Here is a 20,430-nt window from a genome sequence, read left to right as displayed (position 1 = left end):
GGATAAAAATTGACTTGTTTTTAGGCTTTTCTTGAGAACAAAAAAGCGAATAAGACTAACCACTAGATAGGAAGTTTAAAGCCCTCGGACTAGTAGGCCTGGCCTCGTTTTACGGGGCTTGGTTCTTAAAGATTTAAGAGGCCCGGTAATTTTTTCTAGTAGGCCCCTAGTTATCATACTAGGTTTTTGTAAGCTTATCGATTGAAGAATCAGAGATTTCTATTCTTATACCTTACGATTTTTAGAAGGAGAAAATCCTGAAGTTCGCACTATTTTTAACACTAAAAAGGGAAGAAAAATGTTTTTTAAAAGCTTTATGCAAATAAACTAAAAATTTATTTATGTAGAAATGTCCTGACAATGCTTACTTTAATGTAACGTATTTAAAAAACTTCACGCAACCGATAGGAACTTTAGAATATTTAAGTCAATTACTCAGAACATAAGCACGCTAATATCATCCAAGCTAGTAGGGTATCTATTGGCTTTTTAGGAGGATGATAGTGAGCGTCTATTCAATTTTAAAAGATTCTTGAGGCCTTTAGAGAATAATTTTATACGCAAGCATTTATTCCTTTAACTTTATTTTCGAATAAGAAATTTAAAATGAAAAGGGACTTTCCTCCTATAAAATAGAGAAGGAGGGTAAAGTAAACCTAAGAAGGAAGTTTTTTAATTGCTATAGCCGTGGCTTATCAGCTTTTTAAAGGAGTCTCACTATATATCTTTTCTACTTGTGAAAATGGCATCATCTGCGTGTCGACATTTGATGGTTTACCTGTAGGTATGGCTAGTTTAATCCCTGTAAATCCTTGAAAAGCCATGGCCATTAATCCACTCATCATGAAAGTAATGCCCATTCCTTTAAGAGCGGGGATTACCTTCGAGGTAGCTAGTTTTTCGCGGATAGCGGCAATAAGAGCTATTGCTAACCACCACCCGAGACCTGAGCCAAAAACATATACCAGATTGGGCCAAAAAGGATAATCGCGTGTAACAGCAAAAAGGCAGGCTCCTAGGATGGCACAATTAACGGCAATCAGGGGTAGATAAAGTCCTAAAGACATATATAAAGCGGGAGCAACCTTTTCTATGATGATTTCAAGGATTTGCACAAAGCCTGCAATAACGGAAATAAAAAGTAAAAATTCTAAAAAGTTTAGGTTGATTTGAGAAGCTTCAAGGCCAAAAACAGAAAGCCAGCCGAGAGCTCCTGCACCTGTAACAAAACGATGGACAAACCAATTGAGGATGCCGGAAACAGTGAGGACAAACACAACTGCTAAGCCTAGACCATTGGCTGTTTTTAATTTGGTCGAGCAGGCTAAATAGGTGCACATGCCTAAAAAGTTAGCTAAAAGGAAATTTTCAATAAATACAGCTTGTAAAAGAAGACCTAATAAATTTAAAGGCTCGTAATTTCCCATCCACATAAACTTTTATCCTTCGTTCCTATTGAGGGTGTTAAATACCCAGATCATGCCGCCTATAATAAAAAACGCAGCTGGAGGGCTAACCATCAGAGCAAAATTATCATACCCATTGGGGTGGGTAGCTGTCGCATACCAGCTATAGGGAATAATTTGGTAGCCAAACAGCTGTCCAAAGCCGAACAATTCTCGAATACCACCTACTACCATTAGCACCCATGCATAGCCTAAGCCAGCACCTAGTCCATCCATGAATGCACAGAGGGGTCCTACATTCTTTGCCATCCCCTCGGTACGTCCCATGACTATACAGTTAGTAATAATTAGTCCCACAAAAACGCTTAAAACTTTAGAGATGCTAAAAAAATAGGCTTGTAAGAATTGATCAATGATAATTACAAAAACAGAAATGATGGCTAGTTGGGTAATCATACGTACGCTATCGGGAGTAACTTTTCTAAGAAGTGAAACAAATAAGGAAGAAAAAGCGGTGACAAAGGCTACCGAAAGGCCCATGGTGAGCGAGACAGAAAGTCTATTCGTAACTCCTAAAGCCGAGCAAATGCCCAGTACCGCTACTAGGATTTGATTGCCTCCCCAAAGCTGAGAAGTCAAATATGAACGAGCAGATGCATTTGTCGATACCATTCGATCTTCCTCCTTAAGCAAAAGACAGCGTTACGTTTTTCATCTACAATTGAATTTTCTTATAATCTTTAATACTATTTGTTTCAAGGGTTGCTTTGCTTATCGTTTATTTTTTAAGGCGGCAAGAGAGCCTCTTTATTAGTTATGCATTTTTTCTTGAGAAAGAGAGTAAGTCTGATGAAGCTTAGTAAGAAAGGGACGATAGGGTGCAAGGACATTGCGATAGGCATCGGTGACTCCATTACCTGTAAGAGTAGCACCTGCCATGCCATCAACGGCGCTTTTGGCTTTAGGGATAGTGCCTAAGCTTTCGGCAACTTTGCCTTTGACAACAGTAAGGCCGAGCGGCGCTGACTTAAAATCAGTTTTGCCATCAGCATTCTGTTGAAAGATTTGCTTATTAGGGAAAAGACTTTGCCAGTAGGCTTCAGAAATGTTGGCCCCCAAGCCAGGCGTTTCTTTCTGATCATACCAAGAAATGCCTATTACCGTGTTGCCATCAGGTTTGATAGCTAAATAGCCGTAAATGGCATCCCATAAGCCCAAGCCATTGATAGGTATAACATATCCTTCCACCGCAGAGTTAATATTGCTCTCTTTATCAGCCGGATTGGGAAGAATTTTGTAAACCAGCATAAGAGGTAGTTGATAGTAACCCGTTTTGCGGTAAGCCGCAAGATAATCAGTGTAGTTGATTTTCTCTTCCTCAAAAGTTTTGATATTACCCTCTTTGTCTACCAGCAAGGGGATTATACGTTTACTATAAATATCAAGCAGTTGGCTTTGGGTAGCCATCTGGGAAGAATTGCTAGGAACTAACCTTCCTTCTTCATAGTTGGCAGAGAGGTAATTCCCTTGAGGGTCTTGTACAAGGAAATAATCCTGGTGATCCAAAAGCTTAGCAGCAATCATCATTTGTTTGCTTCTATCTAGCTCTTTGGCCACTTCTTTAGGCTTTTCTAAGACACTTGCCAAAATCGATAAAATAAGGGCACAGGCAAAACTTAAAACAATCATAAAAAAGATAGTGTAAGTATTGCTCATGGCTTTTTTAGGAACGGATGCGGACACGGCTAATGCTCCTTTTTCTAAAGTGCTTGACGGCATAGTAGTCAAATAAAGGGGCAAAGACGTTGCCCATTAAAATAGCTAGCATTACCCCTTCAGGATAAGCCGGATTGATGACACGGATGACTAAAGTCACCATGCCACAGAAAATTCCGTATATCCATTTGGCAAGAGGAATGGAGGGAGAGGAAACGGGATCAGTCGCCATAAAAACCAATCCAAAAGCAAGCCCTCCCAATAGAAGATGTTTATAGGCGGGAAAACCAAACTGGGCGGCTGTCCATGCTCCCTGGTTAGGGAACAAATAGCTTGAACTTAGCTGAAATAAAAGAGCCGTCCCAAATGCGCCTAGCAGCATTCCTAATATGGTTCGCCATGAACCAATCCCAGTCCATATAAGAAATAGAGCGCCTAAAAGGCAAGCTAAAGTGGAGGTCTCACCTAGGCAACCTAGTTTATTGCCTAGAAAAAAGCTCCAGTCATGATTATTTCCCAGGCCGTAATTTAAGGAAGAGAAGTGATAAGCATCTTCATAATATCCACTGGAAAGACCCAACCCTCCTTCAGCAAGAGGGCTAGTCACAAAGCTTTTTATTTGGTCCATCGTAAGCTGGCCTAGCGTGGCATTTTGATGAGTAAGGGAATTCCATTGATCAAATTGCGTACGAATGGTCTGGATTGTGCTTACATCTGTTCCTATAGCATGGGTAGCAATCGTATCGATATGAATACGTTTAATGTCCTGAGGGACATTAAAAATAGCTAATTTTGTCGCTTGGGAATATCCATCAAAGGCTGTAGTTTGCCCTTCTTGATTCATTTTAAGCAGGCTTTCGCGTATAATAGTAGGATTAGAGCCTACCCATACGTCGCCACTCATTTTTCCTGGAAAAGTAAAAAAGAGAAACGCTCGGCATGCGAGTGCGGGATTAACAATATTCATGCCCGAGCCTCCAAAAATCTCTTTACCTAAGACTACACCGGCAGAAACGCCTACCGCTGCCATCCAATAAGGGATAGTGGGAGGAAGGATAAGTACATATAAAATACCTGTAACGAGAAACCCTTCTGAAATTTCATGCTTTCTTACGCAGGCAAAGAAAGCCTCCCAAAAGCCTCCCACTGCATAGGAAAGAAGCGTTAGAGGAAGGAAGATTTTAAGCCCTTCCATAATAATAGGGATATAGCGGCTATCGTATGTAGCAAAAGCCCAATAAGCCTGGAAATTTTTACTTGCCTCTAGATATTCATTCATTAATTTATAGTCGCCGCTACTATAGACATATTTAAGTAAACCGGTGTTCCATATGGCCATCATAATACAGGGCAACAGAGCAATAACCACCAGGATCATCCAGCGCTTAACGTCAATAGCATCTCGGATATGGGGAGCTCGCCTTGTATTCACAGCTGCTTCGTAAAGGAAAGTATCATTCGCATTGATTAAAGGGTGAAGCTTATGAAGAGGCTTGCCTGGTTCAGCAAGCTTTTGGAGGGAACTGAGTAATCGTCTGAGCATATCTATTCCTTGTAAAAATTGGAGGGTACCAAAACTGCAAGAAAAAATTAAATGAAAAAATTTAAATTAACGAAAAGTTGAGAGGAGAATGGCCTCGTTAAATTTTTTTGTAGTATTTTTTTATGAGTTGTAGGTTAATTAATAGAAAGTTAATTGTCCTCAAAGCCTTTGCTGGCAGGCTAGGCTTTTAAAAAATTATAATTTTTTCATTCCATCTAAACCCTGTAAAAGTTTAATCGGCTAATAGATTTTTGATTGCTAAGTTTTTGATAAAATCGGTAGGCGGTTATGGATAATCCACCTTTTCAGATGCGATTGTCTGGACGTCTGCAAAATCAATAATCTGCGCTAATACCTGTATTTTATTTGCTAAGCTTTTTAATTTGCATTTTTTTACTCAGTATCAAAAGGTTGAATAACGCTGCTTCCTGTGACCGCTTACTAAAAGCCGAGTCATCCAGGAGTTGAAAGCAATTTATCTAATTAAAGCTTGGTGGATTAGTTTGATATAAAAAATGTTCGTATTCTTAAGGGGTTAGAGATCATAAGTATTCAGCCACTGGCTCTAAAAGCAGCTAAAACATTAAACCAAAAAAATTAAATGAGGTTTTGCTTTCTAGGGGTAAAGGGTGTGATTTTAAGATGGATTGATTAACAGTGTGTCTAGGGACTTATGCTTTACACATACTTGCTGATAATTTATAATTTGACTTTTTTACTTTAATCCAGAGGCTAGGAAGAATAGCATGTGCAAAACGCTCTTTAAAAATACAAGAAATAAATTCCTCAATAAATGGGTAAGGGTGTTATTAATAAGTTTAGGGCTCTTTGGTTTAACACGCTTATATTTTAAAATGACCGATGATTTTCGATTATCTAATATTAGCTATAATATGCCTTATCGCCACGAATGGGAAGTTCCCTCTCTGCCTAAAGAAGAGCAACAGCAACTCGATAATATTTTGGATCAAAAATTTTACTATGTTGGAAAAGGGGCTCAGTCCTATGCTTTTAAGAGTGCAGACGATAAATATATTCTCAAGTTTTTTAAATTTAAGCATCTTAAACCTTCTGTTTTTATTTCTCTTATTCCTCCCATAGGTCCGCTGAAAGTTTACAAAGACAAGCAAAGAGAGCGTAAGCATAGGTTATTAAATAGTGTTTTTGATGGTTATCGCTTAGCTTATAATATTCATGCTCATGAGTCCGGTTTAATTTATATACATTTAAATAAGAGTGTTAACTTGCATAAAATTGTGGCTGTTAAAGATAAAATAGGCATAGAGAGGCAGGTCGATTTAGATCAGGTACCTTTTATTCTTCAAGAGAAGGCTAATACTACTCGTGCAGAAATGATGACCCTCATGGGGGCACAAGATATGTCGGGGGTAAAAAAACGCATCCAACAGATCTTCGATCTTTATCTCTTAGAATATAACAAAGGCATTTACGATAGAGATCATGGCGTCATGCATAATACAGGCTTTGTACAAGATAGGGCTATACATTTAGATGTGGGTAAGCTTACAAAAGATGAGCGCATGAAAAATTCTGCTTATAGTCAGCCAGATTTTTTGCAAGTGGTCCATAAGTTAAACGCATGGTTTAAATTAAACTATCCTGAATACCATTCTACTATAAATGTTTATATGGAGCAGCAAATGCAAAAAATGTTTGAAGAGATTCCTGTAAGATAATGGCCAAGCTTGGCAATATTTTAGCTGCTTTTATCGATTTTATTTATCCTTTAAGGTGCATGCATTGTGCTACTCCTATTTGCCATGGTAAAGGGGGCCTTTGCATTAAGTGTGCCCTTCAACTGACTCTTATAAATAGGGAAGAGCGCTGTCCCTGCTGCTTTAGTGCAGAATATGAACCTGAACATCCTATTTGCTATCTTTGCTTTATGCAACCACCTGTGTTAAAAAAATATGCAGCAGCATTTGATGATCAGGATGTGGCAGCTTCTCTAATAAATAAGCTTAAGTATGCGAATCAACCCTATCTAGCTCAAGGGGCAGCAGCTTACATGGTTTTACAGCTCTTAAATCTAAAATGGCCGTTACCCGATTTAATTGTACCCGTACCCTTAACCTTTACGCAGCGTATCTCACAAGGGTATAATGCAAGCCTTTTATTAGCAGAATCTTTAGGAGAGATAGTGAAGCGCCCGGTGCAATCTCTTTTGTATAAAACTTTGTGGAATGAGGACTATGAAGGAAAAGCAAAACAGCGAGGGAATTATTTAAGTACCAATTCTTTTTTATTAAAAAAAGAAATTAATGTGCAAGATAAGGTGATTTTGTTAGTAAAAGATAAGGTGCGGACTGGTCATACTTTGAATTGTTGCGCAGAAGTTCTTTATGAAGGATTCCCTAAAGATATTTATGGGCTTTCGTTCTGTAAATCCATTTAATGTCCCATCACTACGCTTATCTCCTCATTAAAGCTCTTTTTTATATTCCAAAAAAGCTAATCCCTCTTTAGCAGGTATCAAACATCCTATAGAGCTTTTTTTATTTGCTAAGCAGGGGAGAGTTTAATGGATATCGTGGGAAAATACTTCAATTAAGGCCGAGCCTTCTAATTTACTGGCTCGCCAAGCTTTGCTAAAAAGTAATCATCCGAAAGGATCAAAAAAAGCAAAAACTCTATTACTTAAGGAAAGAAGAAGCGACCTCATCTAAAAACGTAAGTTATTGTGGATAAGAAAACTCTGTTGTTGAATAGCCTCATCCAAGGAGGCAATAGCATCCATCGAGCGATAAATAGGCTATAAATCAATTCCTTGAAAGCCGTGCTCTTCTTGGCGCTCATAGGTTCTTTGCTTACTGCTAGGTAAATCAAATTTTTGCACCAGCATGAGCTTAATACTTTCCTCGAGGCTGAAATGATGGTTTCGCCCAGCTGAATGGATGACCTTATTAAAACCTGTTAGATCCATCAGTCAATCGAGAACTAATCCAAAACCATCATATTAGTTTTTTTATGTTTTAATTCTTTAACTTCGAAGCTAGGGTCAATTTCAAGGCCTTCTTTTTCTAATCGCTGGATAAGCTTATCCGCTAGATTCTTAAGTCGTTGTAAATCTTGTTGGCTTTTGATCACTCCTAAATGGGCAATCGTGCGCTGTTTTACCTTTTTGCCTTCCCTTACACCTTCAACAATTTGCAAAGTGGGGTATTTTGCTTTTTTGGATGTCTTCATTCTTATATACATGCACTCCTTTATATCAGCTTTTAATGAGCAGATTAACAATATTTGCATGCACAATACTATAAATTAAAAGCTTTTGATCGTTAGCAACTTAAGTGTTTCGAATGTAAGCAACTGTCAAAGTCGGGTGAGAAAGCCGCCATATCTCTGGAGTAAGGGAGGTCAGCTGGTTGCCTCCTAAGTAAAGCTCTTGCAGCTGAGCAAGCTGCCCTATTTCTGCAGGAAGAGAGGTCAGCTGGTTGCTAGATAAGTCAAGCCTTCGCAACTGCGATAGTTGCCTTATCTCCACAGGAAGAGAGGTAAGCTGATTGCTTTTTAAGTCAAGCTTTTGCAGGTGGGAAAGTTGTCCTATCTCAGGAGGAAGGGAGGTGAGCTGGTTGTCTTCTAAGTCAAGCTCTTGCAGCTGCGATAGCTGCTTTATCCATGCAGGAAGAGCGGTAAGTTGGTTGTTTTGTAAGTTAAGCGCTCGCAGCTGAGATAAGTGCTTTATTTCTGCAGGAAGGGAGGTAAGCTAGTTGTTTTGTAAGTTAAGCGCTCGCAGCTGAGATAAGGGCTTTATTTCTGCAGGAAGGGAGGTAAGCTGGTTATTGTTTAAGTAAAGCATTCGCAGCTGGGACAGCTGTCCTATTTTTGCAGGGAGGGTGGTGAGTTGGTTGCTTTCTAATTTAAGCCATGGCAGCTGAGAAAGCTGTCCTATCTCTGGAGGAAGGGAGGCAAGCTGGTTCTTTTCTAACTTAAGTTCTTTCAGCTGAGAAAGCTGTCCTATCTCTGCAGGAAGAGTAGTAAGCTGGTTATTGTTTAAGTCAAGCTTTTGCAGCTGAGAAAGCTGCCCAATCTCTGGGGGTAAAAAGGTTAAGCCAATTCCTCTTAGATTTAAGCTCGTAATATCTTTGCCATACCTTTCAATCCAATTACTAAAAAGCTTTCCTTTTTCTTTTAAAGGCAAATATTTGATTGCTTCTTGGTTTAAGTATCTGTATCCATCAGGAATTCTTTTACACATTAAGAGGCGATTAATATTTAAAAGATAAGAGGAGTAATTAGCCAGAGTAAAATATCTTTTTTCCTCAGTTATCCACTTAAATTCTAATTCTAAAGGCGAAAGAGAGCTAGCTAAAGCAAAGGTTTGTTTAAAGATTGCATCTACCTTAGCTGTTTCAGAAAGCTCTTCTTCTAGCTTATAAATCTTCTCTAAAATAAGCGACTGCTCTTCAATATTACCTTGAGGAACATGAACCTTACCTATTTGCTTATAAAACGAGGGCATGACTTCATTAGCTAGGAGATAATACCATCTTCTACACACGCTAAATAAGGGAGGGCTAGCACAAGCTTTTAAAATAGGGACAAGTATTTCATTAGGTAGATGTTCAATGGTAGTAGAAGAGCTAGGATTCAATGTAGAGCCTCTTTAAAATTTGTACATATTTTTGCTTTTTTAGCATCAACGTATATAAGGGAAAAGCAAAAAATGCAAAAAATGCTGTAGACAGACCCTTAACTTTTAAACTTGGAAATAGCGGAATATAAAACGTTGCTCAACATTCTTTCTCTCTTAACAGAGAAGACCTCAGAGGATAATGCCTCTTTAGGCCGGGAAGTTCTCTATGTTTTTAAAACTTTTTGAAAACAACCTCCTTCATTCCATTAAAACATTAGGGGATGAAGGCAACTTTTTCAGCTACAGCTTAAAACGCTTCTTGATTTAATCAGGAATGTTTTGCAGTGGATTTCCATTTAACTTAAGATTTAACTGGTTTGATAGCCGCCCTATTTCAGGAGGAGGAAAGAAGGTAGGCTGGCTTATTTGTAAGTTAAGCGTTTGCAGCTTTGATATCCGCCTTATTTCTGCAGGCAGAGCAGTTAGCTGGTTGTTTTCCAAGTTAAGATATTTCAGCAGAGATAGCTGCCCTATCTCTGCAGGAAGAGAGGTCAGCTGGTTGCTAGATAAGTCAAGGCTTTGCAACTGCGATAGCTGTCCTATTTCTGCAGGAAGGGTGGTAAGCTGATTGCCTTCTAAGTAAAGCTTTTGCAGCTGAGATAGCTGAACTATCTCTGCCTGAAAGGAGGTAAGCTGGTTGTGGCTTAAGTAAAGCTCTTGCAGCTGAGATAGCTGTCCTATCGCTGCAGGAAGAGTGGTAAGCTGGTTGTGGTATAAGTCAAGGTATTGCAGCTGAGATAGCTGAACTATCTCTGCCGGAAAGGAGGTAAGCTGGTTGTGGCTTAAGCCAAGCGTTTGCAGCTGAGATAGCTGCTCTATCTCTGCAGGAAGGGAGGTAAGCTGGTTGTTTCTTAAGTTAAGGTCTTGCAGCTGAGATAGCTGAACTATCTCTGCCGGAAAGGAGGTAAGCTGGTTGTGGCTTAAGTCAAGCGTTTGCAGCTGCGATAGCTGCTCTATCTCTGCAGGAAGGGTGGTAAGCTGGTTGCGGCTTAAGCAAAGCTCTTGCAGCTGAGGTAGATGCCCTATCTCTGCAGGAAGGGAGGTAAGCTGGTTGCTGTTTAAGTCAAGTTTTTGCAGCTGAGAGATTTGCCCTATCTCTGGAGGAAGGAAGGTAAGCTGGTTGTGGCTTAAGTCAAGCGTTTGCAGCTTAGACAGCTGCCCTATCTCTGCAGGCAGAGCAGTTAGCTGGTTCATTCGTAAGTTAAGCGTTTGCAGCTGCGATAGCTGCCCTATCTCTGCAGGCAGAGCAGTTAGCTGGTTGCCGGATAAGTTAAGCGTTTGCAGCTTAAGCAGTTGCTTTATCTCTAGAGGAAGGAAGGTAAGCTGGTTATCGTTTAAGTGAAGCTCTTGCAGCTGCGATAGCTGCCCTATCTCTGGAGGAAGAAAGGTAAGCTGATTGCAGCTTAATTCAAGCGTTTGCAGCTGAGATAACTGCCCTATCTCTGAGGGTAAAAAGGTTAAGTCCATTACATGTAAGCATAAGCTCGTAATGTCTTTGCCATACCTTTTAATCCAATTACTAAAAAGCTTTCCTTTTTTTTCTAAAGGCAAATATTTGATTGCTTCTTGGTCTAAGTATTGCTTTCCCCCAGGGATTCTATTCCACATTAATAGGCGATTAATATTTACAAGATAAGAGGAGTAATTAGCCAGAGTAAAATATCTTTTTTCCTCGGTTATCCATTTAAATTCTAATTCTAGAGGTGAAAGAAAGCTAGCTAAAGCAAAGGTCTGTTTAAAAATTGCATTTACTTTTACTGTTTCAGAAAGTTTACCTCCTAGCCTATAAATTTTATCTAAAATAAGAGCCTGCTTGTTAACATCTCCGTTAGGAACATGCACTTTACTTATTTGCTTATAAAGCGAGGGCATGACTTCATTAGCTAGGAGATAGTGCCATCTTCCACACACGCTAAATAAGGAAGGGCTAGCACACTCCTTTAAAATAGGGACTAATATTTCACTAGGTAAATGTTCAATGGTGATAGAAGAGCTAGGATTCATTGAATGGCGTCTTTAAATGTTATACATGTTTTTAGTTGTTTTTTGAGCAATATAAGGGGGGAGATACAAAATATACAAGAAAATATGAGAAAGAAACTCCTTAGCCTTTAAGCTTGGAGATAGCGGAATATGCCTCACATTCCGCAGGTTGTAGCGATTCCCGAATATTATTTTTATTGATACTGGAAATTGCCTTAAGTTTTTTTTGAAAAGGCTAATTTTGTTCTTTTTAAAGCAAGGAAAGTGAGGATATAAACGATGGAAAAGTATAGTAGCACGAGTCTTGCTCACCTTAAAATTGGTTTTTCAATGAGTGGCAAAACTACCCGAGGGATAATGATAGTCCAGGTGGTCTCTTCAGATTCCAGAGCGATTATGATTACAGGAGAAGCGTTAAGGTAATGAATCGGATTTTATCTTAGGCCCTATACATGAAAGCATAAAACTTACATTCCTCAGCAAAAAAAATAATTAGGAATTTTGAAGACTAATCGAGTAAGATGTTTTCTTTAAGGGATTAAACTAAACGACTAAAAGTTATGCAGATAGATACACAAAACGTCGATCATTTAGGATTGGTAGCTGGAATGTGTGAGGAAATAGGGTTAGTTGACCTTATTGATCAAGCAGTAGGTAACCAGGCGAAGAATAAGCATTTAACCTATGGGCAAGCTGTTAAATGCATGATCTTAAATGGATTGGGATTTGTAAGTCGGACGCTTTACATGTATTCTGAGTACTTTGAAGATAAACCTATCGATCATTTGCTAGGTACGCCAGTCATTCCCGAGCAGATTGATGATAATGTTTTGGGGAGAGCGCTGGATAAGTTATTTGAGTTGGGAGTGACCGAGCTTTTTACTAAAATAGCTTTACATACAATCAAAGTGCTTGGCATCCAAGTAAAAAGTTTACATTTAGATGCCACAAGCTTTCACGTAGATGGAAACTATGAGAGCCTATTAGAACAAGGAGAAGCATGCATTCGCCTAGTGCAAGGCTACAGTAGAGACCATAGGCCTGATTTAAATCAAGCCGTCTTGCAGCTTATCACCTCCAATGAAGGCAATATTCCTTTATACATGCAAGCGGCTGATGGCAATAGCAGTGATAAGGCCGCCTTTACGCAAATTGTTGGCGAACATCTTAAAAGCTTTCGGCAAGCGGTAGAGAATCGTTATATAGTAGGAGACAGTGCTCTTTATACGCCAGCTACCTTACAAGTTCTTAAAGAAGAACAAAGCTTATTTGTCACGCGTGTACCCATGCAAATCAAAGAGGCTAAAGAGCTCATATTTGAAGTGCCTTACGACAAGACGGTAGAAATAACAGAAGGCTATCGAGCTTTTGAAAGTACCTCTTGCTATGCCGGTGTTGAACAAAGATGGGTAGTTATCTTTAGCCAAGCGGCCTATCAAAGAGAATGCCGCACTTTAGCCAAGCATTATCTTAAGGGCAGTGAGAAAGAATCCAAAGCTTTCTTTAAGTTTATAAAGCAAGAGTTTTCATGCCCCAATGATGCTAAGCGCCAATTAGATAAGTTTGCAAAAAAGCTTAAATATATACAAATTATAGAACCTCAAGTTATAGCAACTCAAAAGCATACTACATCTGGTCGACCAAAAGCTGGGCAAGCACCTTCTATACTTAGCTATCACCTAGAAGGCACAGTAGCCTGCTCTTTGCTTAACAAAGCAGAGTTAGAGAGGAGTAAAGGGTTTTTCATCTTAGCAACTAATGATATGGATGTAATCGCTTTTCCTGCTCAGGAAGTTTTGAAAACATATAAAGCACAGCAAAGTGTAGAAAGAGGATTTAGATTCTTGAAAAGTCCCGATTTCCTAGTCTCTTCTTTCTTTCTAAAAAAGCCAGAAAGAATAGAAGCTCTTTTAACGGAAGTTCCATTTTTTTTATAAGGTTAAAGTGACTAATTGTTTTATTATTAAAGCTTTATGGCTTTTTTATAAAAATTTGTAGTCACCAAAATATCACTTAAACTTGTCTTTAAGATTTACATAAATGCCGTTATTAGTGTATTTTGTAGGTATGCATATAGTGAAGTCAAAATTTAAATCAGCTGCCGGCAAAGTTTATGAAACAATTTTGCTGCGAGAATCCTATAGAGAAGGCAAAACCGTCAAAAAACGCACGGTGGGTAATCTATCCAATTGCACACCTGAAGAAATTGCTGCTATCGAGTTAGCTTTAAAACATAAAGGTAATCTCCAAGCTTTAACCTCGTGTAGTGGAGCCACAATGCAAGAGGGATTATCTGTCGGTGGTGTATGGGTGATATACCAAATGGCTAAACGTTTAGGAATTGTGGATGCACTTGGCAATAGCCGAGAAGGTCAGCTAGCGTTGTGGCAAGTGGTAGCACGCGTATTGGAGCAAGGCTCAAGACTTTCTGCCGTCAGGTTGGCAGAAACCTATGCCATTGCCCCGGTAATTGACTTGCAAAAGGGCTTTAACGAAGAAGACCTTTATAAGAATCTTTTGTGGTTATGCCAAAGCCAAGCCTCTATCGAAGATCGATTGTTTACTAAAAGTTTTTGCAAGAAACCTCCTCACTTATTTTTGTATGATGTGACTAGCTCGTATTTAGAAGGCGAGAAAAACGAGCTTGCCGATTGGGGTTACAACCGAGACAAAAAGAAAGGTAAGAAGCAAATTGTGATAGGCTTGCTAAGTTCAGCCGATGGCACACCCGTATCAACCGAAGTGTTTAAAGGCAATACCCAAGACACTTCTACCTTTCATGCTCAGATCAAAAAAGCTAAAGAACGCTTTAAATGCGAGAAAGTCACTTTTGTAGGCGATAGAGGGATGATTAAAAGCGGGCAGATCGAAAATTTACAAGAGCAGGGTTTTCATTATATTACCGCTATGACAAAGGCTCAAATAGAGACCTTAATGAAAAGAGGTGTGATCGAATATACGCTATTTGATAAAAACTTGGCTGAAGTCAAAGAAGATGGGATAAGATATATTCTTAAACGTAATCCTGTGCGCGCCCAGGAAATCGCCCATTCTCGTCTCAGCAAGCTAGCTAGCATTGAAAAATTGGTCGCTATGCAAAATGCCTATCTACATGCACATCCCAAAGCACAGGTAGAAGTAGCGCTGAAAAAAATTAAAGCTAAAATCGAGCGTTTAGCGCTTAAGACTTACGTGATAGTTAGCGCACAAGATAGAAGCTTATCTGTATGCCTCAATCAAGAAATGCTAGCTGAGAATGCTAAGTTAGATGGTTGCTATGTGATTAAAACCGATCTTGCTTGCGACGAAGTGAGCATGCAAGAAGTACATGATCGTTATAAAGATTTAGCTAGAGTAGAATCAGCTTTTAGAACAGTAAAAAGCGATCTTGAGATACGGCCAGTTTATGTACGTTCAGAAGAAAGCACAAGGGGCCATGTTTTAATTGTAATGTTAGCCTACATGATTATCAGAGAGCTTGATAAAGCCTGGAAGGACCTTTATTTAACAGTAGAAGAGGGCTTGCGCAGTTTATCTACTTTAACGCTAATAGAATGGACAGTAAATAATGGCTTAAGTTTTCAGCAAATCCCCGAACCACGCCATCAAAACAGACAAATGCTTGAAGTCTTAAAAGTAGAGTTACCAAAAGTTTTACCAAAGAATCATGCGCATGTAGTCACTAGGAAGAAGCGCCGATAATTCACTTAAATTATTAATAATCAATAACTTGATTGCTACCGATTGTTTCTAAAAAAATGGAACTTCCGTTTTAATGGTAATGACTTTATGCCTTTTGGTCTATTCTGCGCTTGAATATAAGATTCGAGAAAAATTACGAGAAAATGGTGAGAACTTCTTAAATCAGCTTAAGAAACCTACTCAAAAGCCAACCACACGCTGGGTGTTTTTCTGTTTCCTAGGCCTGCATATGGTCTTTATTGACCATAAAAAATTGCAAATTACCAATTTGAAAGAACGCCATAGAATTATCCTTAGATGCTTAGGGCCTCCTTACCAAAAATTCTATTATTCTGAAATGTGGTGAGAAATCACGGATAAAAGAATTAATCCTTAATTTAAACCCTAACATGAGGCATGTTTTACTGGTTTTAGGCCTCCCTGGCAGAAGTTAGATGACGAGGGAAATTAACTTATAAAATGCGAGATATAAAACGCTGTAAGAATCTTTACAGCCTTCTGCCCATAGTAATCACTCCTTCAGCTTATTGGTAATAAAGATGCGAAATTTTCTGATTAAGGATTAAAACGCTGCTTTATTTCATTTGGAATGGATTTCAGTGGGTTTTCCTTTAAATTAAAATTTACCCCTTTAGGTAGTTGTCCTAGTCCTGCAGGAAGGCTATCAATTTGGTTGCTGATTACGCTAAGATTTTCTAGATAAGAAAGCTGTTCTAGCTCTGCAGGGAGAGAGGTAAGCTGGTTGTAATCTACGTTAATTAGTTCCAGCTGAGAGAGTTGCCCTATCTCAGCAGGAAGAAAGGTAAGCTGGTTGTGGTCTAGGCTAATTATTTCTAGCTGAGAGAGTTGCTTTATTTCTGCAGGAAGGCTGGTGAGCTGGTTACTTTGCAAGAAAAGCCACTTTAGCTGAACTAGATGGGTGATTTCTAAAGGAAAAACAGCAAACTGGTTGTTGCCTAAGTCAAGGCCTTGCAGATAAGCTATCCGTTTTATCTCTGAAGGAAGGGAGGTTAAATAGTTATCGTTTATGTTAAGCTCAATCAGCGTGGATAGCTGTCCTATCTCAGCGGGAAGGCTTGTTAGCTGGTTGTGGTTTAAGGTAAGCTTCTGCAGCTGTGATAGCTGTCCTATTTCTTTTGGAAGAAATGTTAGCTTATTATTTTCTAGGCTAAGGTGTTTTAGGTTGGATAAGTGTTGTATTTCTGAAGGTAAAAACGTCAAGCCGATTGTTGCTATCTCTAGGCCAGTAATATCTTTGCCACGCCTTTCTATCCACTTTTTAAAAAGCTCCCCCTTTTTTTCTAAAGGCAAATATTTGATTTTCTCTTGCTCTAAGTACTCCCTTCCACCAGGCAGTGCGTTCCACATTAACAGGCGATTAATATTTATATGATAAGAGGCGTAATTAGCGAAGGTAAAATATCTTTTTTCCTTGGTTACCCATTTAAATTCTAATTCTAAAGGTGAAAGAGATTTAGCTAGAGCAAAGATTTGTTTAAAGATTGCATTTACTTTAGCAACTTTAGAAAGCCCAATTTCTAGCCTATAAATTTTGTCTAAAATAAGAGCCTGTTTGTTACAATCTCCTAAAGGGACATGTACTTTACCTATTTTCTTATAAAGAGAAGGCATGACTTCATTAGCTAGGAGATGGTGCCATCTTCTACCTACACTAAATAAGGAAGGGCTAGCGCACTTCTTTAAAATAGAGAGTAGTATTTCATTAGGTAGATGTTCAATGGTAGTAGAAGAGCTAGGATTCAATTTTACGACCTCTTTAAGATTTATCCATACCTTTAGCCTTTTTAGTGCTAAGGCCTATAGAGAGTAAGCGAAAGATACAAGAATATGCTATAAGTATACCTTTAACCTTTAATCTTGCAAAGAAAGAAGTAGGCTTTTTCAAAATCAAAGTACAATATAACTTTTAGTATCAGGTTGGATTAACATCTAAAGAAATGTCATGCAATCTGATAGGATAGAGAGAATAGATCATTCCCTTATCCCAAATGAGTTTATAAGAATTGTCCTTAAATGTTTGATTATAATAAATTAAAAGGCGCCTGTTATAATCTTAATATTTAGGAGTGCTAGTATGACCTCTTACCCTGGGATAGAAAAATCCATTCTTAATTTTAATCCTCATCATTCCCAACTGTCTTCGGAAGAAAAAGCAGTTAATAAAAAAAATTCTCAGGACTTAAAAGTAACTTTTGAGCAGTTAAAAAATTCCCCCACCGAAAAAGCGCGTAGCGCTAGTTTTTCTCGAGTTCTATCTGTTAAAACTAGTGTATCGGAAGCTTTTAAGCCTGTACAAAATACTATTTTAAGAAAAGAAGAAGAGCTTGAAGATATTTTGCCTTCTACATCCTCTATTAAGACAGCGGCGAACTGCTATTTAAGGGATTTAGAACAAAAGATTCGGTTAGTCGCTAATAAGCTTGGCGATGAAAGTAGGGGAGAATTAAGATCTTCTTTAGTAGAAATAAAATCTCTTTCTCAAATGTTTTATAATGAATTATGTTCGGAGGGTAATCTACTTTATTCTCCAAGAAAAGTAGTATCGATTGGAGTGACCCTAGGTGATTTTAGCCAATTTTTGTTCAACCTAAAAGTTCAACCCTCGACGGGCCATGATGCCATTGCTAGGATGCTTAGAGAGTGTCTACTTGTCTTGAAAAAAAATCATCAAGTTCCTGTACAGGAAGGATATGATTGTAAAAATTCTACCAATGAAACTAATTTAGTCAAATGGATAGCTTTAAAAGAAATAAGTCCTTCAGTAGTAAAAAATCTTATGGCTTATCAAAATGCTATGGGAGCTTTAATAGAATTATTAGAGAATGAAAAAGCTTTTATTGCCACTAACCATACCATTCGGACAGATTTTAGGAGAGATGCTCCGAAAAACCAGGTAGTCATTCAAATGATAGAGACGTTGCATACAACGCCGCAACTTGCCACGATACTATACGATCTTAGCCGTTGTGTAAACCGCGCCTTTGAAGATGGAGCAGCTATAGACGAAGAGGGAGAGATAAACAGCTTAGATAAAGCAGAAAATAGAGTAAAAGAAGAAGAGTGCAACAATTATTTTATCATGCGTTATCATGAAGTGATCTGTTCTTTAAAAGCCATTCAGGCAAACATAACTGAGCGCATCCAATTTGAATATCCTAAAGACAAGTATTATGTTAATAAAGAGCCTCGGATTAAGCTAACAAGCCTCCCTGCAAAAAATCGATCAGGGCTGGCAGACTCAGAAAAAACTGCTTGCCTTGCTATCTCGTCAACCTCTTTGTCTGGAAAGTATAAAATTTTAAATTCTTCTTTAGAAGAAGGTGAACCTTTTTTCAATAGCCGTTCAATCCGTAAGAGTCTTCCCTCTCCCTCCTCTAGCGATAGCCTAATGAGGCATCCTCGTATAGATAATAAAGCTAGCCAGGAAAGAAAACGCCAAAGCCTTCCTACCCTCGACCTAGCTGGGATTGAAAAAATAAAAAACCTAGAAGAAAATCTTCAATTTATTAAAGAAAATTATAGGGATTTATCTCAAAATAAGTTTCTTAAAAAGGCTCTTAGCGAAATGATACTAAGCGCTGAGGCGTTAATAGAAAGAAATTTAAAGGATTTTTCCTTCACACCGGCTCGTAAGCGGGGCTCCATTGGGCTTACTCCTTTAGATTTCAAAGAAGTTTTATTCAATGCTGAAGTAAAACCTTCTGAGGAGCATCACATCATCGTCGATCTTTTAGCAGGTTTTCTTCTGGATTTGGGAAAAAATCGAAAAATTCCGGTAGAGGGCAAAAAATCCTCTACCAATGCGAAAAATTTATTGAAATGGATTGATGCTAGTCAAGTGAGTCGATCTCCTATCCTCAATCTATATTTGTATCAAAAAGCTATGCAAGGATTAGTGACCCTAATAGAAAATGAGAAAAGAGCGCTTGCTTTTTCTGGCAAGCTTCGAAAAGTTATTTTTAAAGGGGATGATGGTAAAGCAGATGCTCTTAAAAAAATGGCAGAGGATTTGGACACTTCTATCCAAATCGCTTCTCTCTTGAATGAAATTAATCTAGGACTCAGACGGGCTTTTGGGGATACTGTGGCTGCTCGTAGTGAAAAGGGGACGGATCAAGGAATCATTAATTATGTTAGACTAAGGTATGAGCAGATCATCAACTCTTTAAAAAATATTGTTACTAATATTGATGAACGTATCAAGCATGAACTGTGGGTAAGCAAAAAGTTTCCTGTCTATTTTTTAGAAGAAAGAGAAAATAAATGGTATAAAGAAAAAGATGAATATTGGGAGTCGGATAAAAATGCTTTAGCAGCTTTTAGATTCAATGAAAATTTAGGCAGCGTAGGAAAATATATTACCTCCGCAAAAATGACTCAGGCTGGTAAAGCTACCGAATGGCTCTATGTATTAGAATCTAAGGCATTAAAGCTTATCGCAGGTCGTCAAGATCTTTTGATCTACGGTAGCTTGAAAACCTTAGCGGAAGTAAAAAACTTTTTTACCGATTTTATTAAAAACCTTACGCAACAGCTAGGATATGAGCGGCATGAGATACAAGCTCTCTTGAATTATTTTGTTATCCATGGAGATGATTCGGAAATTATACAAGAGGCTATCATAAAAGGATGTGAGCAGTTTTCTAAGATGTGCCAAGAGGTAGTTTATTCTCGAGAAGAATTTTCTAGCTTGTTAGCTGTCTTAAAATTTGTGCATCAGACTAGTGCTTACGCTTATGGACCCTCTACTTTAAATTATCTACAAGAAAGGTTAATGGGTCAAAAATTGATAAGTTCTTTTAGAAACTCTTCGCGTACCAAACCTACAAAAACATACGAAATTTGTTTTGAGGATGAAGAGATCATTTTGCGGGCTAAAGGAATCTATAATGTAAAATTGTTAGATGCTAAAAAAGCTACTCTTTCGGATAACCAGGTTATAATAAAAGAGTATCTTGAATTTAAGGTCATGCGGGATCAGCTGTTAATTGCAGAGAGTTGGAATGAATCAAATTTTATAGAGATAGTACATAAAGAACCTATTTCTAAAGAAGTACAAAACCATTTAGATGTTTTGCAAATTAACCTTTTTAAAAATGAAATACCTTTTAAGGTGAAGAAAAGGTATGAACCTTTAAAAAACCAAACAAGGGTAAATAATATAAATTACTAGGACAACTCTTTTAGAGTTAGAAAGTTAATTGTTAAACAAATTTTTTTCTTTCCGCTGAGGATGATCTATCTAAAAGGCAGCCTTTTTAGTGTGCTTTAAGAAGTATAAAGCTTGGATCTAAGGAATGAAGTTTTTAAAAGGTTAAATATATCAACTGGCAATCCAAATAAACTGGAGCCCTTTTTTGTTCGATTGACTATGAGATAAACTATAGCGGTGTGTCGGTAAA

The 20,430-nt window shown here is 38.2% G+C and carries 16 protein-coding genes; 7 read left to right on the top strand and 9 right to left on the bottom strand.

From position 1 onward, the window contains the following. Positions 1–695 precede the first annotated feature (695 nt). The 4 genes from nqrE to TY21_RS07280 all read right to left on the bottom strand — a co-directional run bounded on the left by nqrE (position 696) and on the right by TY21_RS07280 (position 4,665). A complete protein-coding gene (gene nqrE, locus TY21_RS07295) occupies positions 696–1,433 on the bottom strand; it encodes an NADH:ubiquinone reductase (Na(+)-transporting) subunit E (protein ID WP_042240072.1) in 738 nt (245 codons plus the stop codon). Positions 1,434–1,439: 6 nt separating this feature from the next. Continuing rightward, the gene (gene nqrD / locus TY21_RS07290; protein ID WP_042240070.1) at positions 1,440–2,078 is read right to left on the bottom strand and encodes an NADH:ubiquinone reductase (Na(+)-transporting) subunit D; all 639 of its coding nucleotides are present in this window, start codon (positions 2,076–2,078) and stop codon (positions 1,440–1,442) included. Positions 2,079–2,216: 138 nt separating this feature from the next. Continuing rightward, positions 2,217–3,149, bottom strand: a complete 933-nt coding sequence (gene nqrC / locus TY21_RS07285) for an NADH:ubiquinone reductase (Na(+)-transporting) subunit C (protein WP_042240065.1) — start codon at positions 3,147–3,149, stop codon at positions 2,217–2,219. Further along, positions 3,130–4,665: a Na(+)-transporting NADH-quinone reductase subunit B gene (locus TY21_RS07280; RefSeq protein WP_042240062.1), complete on the bottom strand. Its 1,536-nt coding sequence runs from the start codon at positions 4,663–4,665 to the stop codon at positions 3,130–3,132. The genes nqrC and TY21_RS07280 overlap by 20 nt, the downstream gene beginning before the upstream one ends. 746 nt (positions 4,666–5,411) lie before the next feature. Between TY21_RS07280 and TY21_RS07275 the strand changes: the two genes are divergently transcribed. After that, the gene (locus TY21_RS07275; protein ID WP_042240060.1) at positions 5,412–6,362 is read left to right on the top strand and encodes a hypothetical protein; all 951 of its coding nucleotides are present in this window, start codon (positions 5,412–5,414) and stop codon (positions 6,360–6,362) included. Next, positions 6,362–7,081, top strand: a complete 720-nt coding sequence (locus tag TY21_RS07270; RefSeq protein ID WP_042240057.1) for a ComF family protein — start codon at positions 6,362–6,364, stop codon at positions 7,079–7,081. Before TY21_RS07275 ends, TY21_RS07270 begins: the two co-directional genes overlap by 1 nt. Before the next feature lie 542 nt (positions 7,082–7,623). On the opposite strand, the gene TY21_RS07265 is transcribed toward TY21_RS07270, so the two are convergent. From TY21_RS07265 to TY21_RS07250, 4 genes are all read right to left on the bottom strand, one after another. After that, complete coding sequence (locus tag TY21_RS07265) at positions 7,624–7,872, bottom strand: hypothetical protein (protein WP_042240054.1); 249 nt, start codon at positions 7,870–7,872, stop codon at positions 7,624–7,626. Between the two features lie 100 nt (positions 7,873–7,972). After that, positions 7,973–8,371 (bottom strand): leucine-rich repeat domain-containing protein, encoded by a 399-nt coding sequence (locus TY21_RS11670; protein ID WP_079979872.1) that lies wholly within the window; start codon positions 8,369–8,371, stop codon positions 7,973–7,975. Positions 8,372–8,392: 21 nt separating this feature from the next. Then, positions 8,393–9,280 (bottom strand): leucine-rich repeat domain-containing protein, encoded by an 888-nt coding sequence (locus TY21_RS07255; RefSeq protein WP_052354472.1) that lies wholly within the window; start codon positions 9,278–9,280, stop codon positions 8,393–8,395. A 306-nt stretch (positions 9,281–9,586) separates the two neighbouring features. After that, positions 9,587–11,326: a leucine-rich repeat domain-containing protein gene (locus tag TY21_RS07250; RefSeq protein WP_052354470.1), complete on the bottom strand. Its 1,740-nt coding sequence runs from the start codon at positions 11,324–11,326 to the stop codon at positions 9,587–9,589. Positions 11,327–11,584: 258 nt separating this feature from the next. Between TY21_RS07250 and TY21_RS11050 the strand changes: the two genes are divergently transcribed. The 4 genes from TY21_RS11050 to TY21_RS07235 all read left to right on the top strand — a co-directional run bounded on the left by TY21_RS11050 (position 11,585) and on the right by TY21_RS07235 (position 15,353). Further along, positions 11,585–11,728 (top strand): hypothetical protein, encoded by a 144-nt coding sequence (locus TY21_RS11050; protein WP_158623044.1) that lies wholly within the window; start codon positions 11,585–11,587, stop codon positions 11,726–11,728. Between the two features lie 137 nt (positions 11,729–11,865). Next, positions 11,866–13,242 carry an IS1634 family transposase gene (locus tag TY21_RS07245; RefSeq protein ID WP_130589618.1) on the top strand — a complete coding sequence of 459 codons (1,377 nt, stop codon included), beginning with the start codon at positions 11,866–11,868 and terminating at the stop codon, positions 13,240–13,242. A gap of 130 nt (positions 13,243–13,372) precedes the next feature. Continuing rightward, positions 13,373–15,007 carry an IS1634 family transposase gene (locus tag TY21_RS07240; RefSeq protein WP_158623043.1) on the top strand — a complete coding sequence of 545 codons (1,635 nt, stop codon included), beginning with the start codon at positions 13,373–13,375 and terminating at the stop codon, positions 15,005–15,007. A gap of 73 nt (positions 15,008–15,080) precedes the next feature. After that, positions 15,081–15,353, top strand: coding sequence for a hypothetical protein (locus TY21_RS07235; RefSeq protein ID WP_052354654.1), 273 nt, complete (start codon positions 15,081–15,083; stop codon positions 15,351–15,353). A 209-nt stretch (positions 15,354–15,562) separates the two neighbouring features. On the opposite strand, the gene TY21_RS07230 is transcribed toward TY21_RS07235, so the two are convergent. Next, positions 15,563–16,771, bottom strand: a complete 1,209-nt coding sequence (locus tag TY21_RS07230; protein ID WP_052354655.1) for a hypothetical protein — start codon at positions 16,769–16,771, stop codon at positions 15,563–15,565. A gap of 331 nt (positions 16,772–17,102) precedes the next feature. Between TY21_RS07230 and TY21_RS07225 the strand changes: the two genes are divergently transcribed. Continuing rightward, positions 17,103–20,201, top strand: coding sequence for a hypothetical protein (locus TY21_RS07225; RefSeq protein ID WP_042243900.1), 3,099 nt, complete (start codon positions 17,103–17,105; stop codon positions 20,199–20,201). The last annotated feature ends 229 nt before the right edge of the window (positions 20,202–20,430 follow it).

This window comes from Neochlamydia sp. S13, assembly GCF_000648235.2.
GTDB lineage: Bacteria > Chlamydiota > Chlamydiia > Chlamydiales > Parachlamydiaceae > Neochlamydia.
Note: the sequence above shows the minus strand (reverse complement) of the source record. Positions and strands in the feature narration are given on the sequence as shown.

Excerpts from the sequence above, each read along its gene's own strand:
- nqrE (WP_042240072.1), bottom strand. The coding sequence starts at position 1,433 with ATGTGGATGGGAAATTACGAGCCTTTAAATTTATTAGGTCTTCTTTTA.
- nqrD (WP_042240070.1), bottom strand. The coding sequence starts at position 2,078 with ATGGTATCGACAAATGCATCTGCTCGTTCATATTTGACTTCTCAGCTT.
- TY21_RS07280 (WP_042240062.1), bottom strand. The coding sequence starts at position 4,665 with ATGCTCAGACGATTACTCAGTTCCCTCCAAAAGCTTGCTGAACCAGGC.
- TY21_RS07275 (WP_042240060.1), top strand. The coding sequence starts at position 5,412 with ATGTGCAAAACGCTCTTTAAAAATACAAGAAATAAATTCCTCAATAAA.
- TY21_RS07270 (WP_042240057.1), top strand. The coding sequence starts at position 6,362 with ATGGCCAAGCTTGGCAATATTTTAGCTGCTTTTATCGATTTTATTTAT.
- TY21_RS07265 (WP_042240054.1), bottom strand. The coding sequence starts at position 7,872 with ATGAAGACATCCAAAAAAGCAAAATACCCCACTTTGCAAATTGTTGAA.
- TY21_RS07250 (WP_052354470.1), bottom strand. The coding sequence starts at position 11,326 with ATGAATCCTAGCTCTTCTATCACCATTGAACATTTACCTAGTGAAATA.
- TY21_RS11050 (WP_158623044.1), top strand. The coding sequence starts at position 11,585 with ATGGAAAAGTATAGTAGCACGAGTCTTGCTCACCTTAAAATTGGTTTT.
- TY21_RS07245 (WP_130589618.1), top strand. The coding sequence starts at position 11,866 with ATGCAGATAGATACACAAAACGTCGATCATTTAGGATTGGTAGCTGGA.
- TY21_RS07240 (WP_158623043.1), top strand. The coding sequence starts at position 13,373 with ATGCATATAGTGAAGTCAAAATTTAAATCAGCTGCCGGCAAAGTTTAT.
- TY21_RS07235 (WP_052354654.1), top strand. The coding sequence starts at position 15,081 with ATGGTAATGACTTTATGCCTTTTGGTCTATTCTGCGCTTGAATATAAG.
- TY21_RS07225 (WP_042243900.1), top strand. The coding sequence starts at position 17,103 with ATGACCTCTTACCCTGGGATAGAAAAATCCATTCTTAATTTTAATCCT.